Below are 1407 nucleotides of genomic sequence, written 5' to 3' on the forward strand. Positions count from 1 at the left end.
CTAGTGGGTCACTTGCCTCGGACTGTGCCATACTGGCTGCTTCCGGATGACGAGGTGACCCATGTCACGGCGACAGGGGGATCCGCTCCGCCTACTGAGCGAAGCGGAGCGGACATTGCTCTCACGGCTGAGCCGGTCGCAGATTGCGCCGGCAGCGCAAGTTACTCGTGCCCGAGCCTTGCTGGCTGTGGCCGATGGTCAGAGCTACACGACGACGGCGCATCTGGTTGGACGCCGCAACGGGGACACCGTTGCGCGCTGGGTGGCAGGCTTCAATCGCGACGGGCTGACCGCGGTGGTACCGCGCCATGACGGTGGTCACCTGGTCCGCTACGGTGAGGTAGAGCAGCGGCGCATCCTGGCCGAAGTTGCCCGGCCGCCGGAGCGTGCACGGGACGGCACGGCGACCTGGTCGCTGGCCACGCTGCGGGATGCGCTGCGTCGGGCAGAGGACGGCCTGCCCGGCATCAGCACTTACACGATTGGTCGGGCTCTGCACGCCGCCGGTCTGAGTTGGCAGAAGGGGCGAAGCTGGTGCGAAACCGGCGCGGTCGTGCGCAAGCGCAAACACGAGGGCTTGGTCACTGTCACTGATCCGGATGCCGCCGCAAAAAGGGGCTGATCGAGCGGGCCTACGCACTCGGCGCCTCCCTTGGTCTGGCAGTCTGGTGCGAAGACGAGGCCGGCCCGTTCCAGGCGGTGCCGCAACCGGGCAGCAGTTGGCGACCGCAAGGCCACCCCGCGACCCAGCCGCACGAGTATGTCCGGGGCGGCACCTGCAAGATCCTGACCCTGTTCCATCCCACAACCGGACTGGTGCAACTCGAGCCTGTCAGCAGCTGCACCAACCCGGTCCTGCATGGCTGGCTCAAGGCGAGGCTGACCTCGATCGTGGCGGCTTTGCCGGCGCAAGCCGAGCCCATCGGCACCGCGGCAAGCCGTGCTGCGTGGCAGGCCTGGCAAGACGGGCTGGCAGAACGCTTCACCTTGCCCGCCCAGCTGCCGTCGCTGCGCATGCTCCTGGTGTGGGACAACCTCGCCGGCCACAAGACACCCGAGATGGTGATCTGGCTCTGTCAGCACGGCATCATGCCGCTCTACACCCCGCTTGGCGGCAGTTGGCTGAATATGGCCGAGTCCATCCAGCGCATCCTCAAGCGGCGCACGCTTGACGGCCAGCACCCGCAGAACCCGACTGAGATCGGCACCTGGTTCCAGCAGACCGCCGAGGCTTGGAACCGGCATCCCACACCGTTTCTGTGGAACGGCAAGCGCCGGCAAAGGCGCCGAAAGCAACGCGGCGACGCACACGCACTTGGCGGCTCGGGTGCTCACACTCGGCAGCCGCTCTCACCACACCGTCGCTGTCCAAAAGAATGGCACAGTCCGAGGCAAGTGACCCACTAG

At 67.0% G+C, this 1407-nt stretch carries 2 protein-coding genes; both read left to right on the top strand.

The genetic code is table 11. The annotated features are described in order from the left end of the window. The first annotated feature begins 61 nt into the window (after positions 1-61). On the top strand, positions 62-622 hold the full coding sequence (locus ACO1BU_RS37310; RefSeq protein ID WP_424140895.1) for a helix-turn-helix domain-containing protein: 561 nt from the start codon (positions 62-64) through the stop codon (positions 620-622). Positions 623-699: 77 nt separating this feature from the next. Further along, a complete protein-coding gene (locus ACO1BU_RS37315; protein ID WP_424140896.1) occupies positions 700-1407 on the top strand; it encodes a hypothetical protein in 708 nt (235 codons plus the stop codon).

Source organism: Roseomonas chloroacetimidivorans (assembly GCF_049629625.1).
Taxonomy (GTDB): domain Bacteria; phylum Pseudomonadota; class Alphaproteobacteria; order Acetobacterales; family Acetobacteraceae; genus Roseomonas; species Roseomonas chloroacetimidivorans.

Coding starts and splice junctions, on each gene's coding strand:
- ACO1BU_RS37310 (WP_424140895.1), top strand. CDS start 62: ATGTCACGGCGACAGGGGGATCCGCTCCGCCTACTGAGCGAAGCGGAG.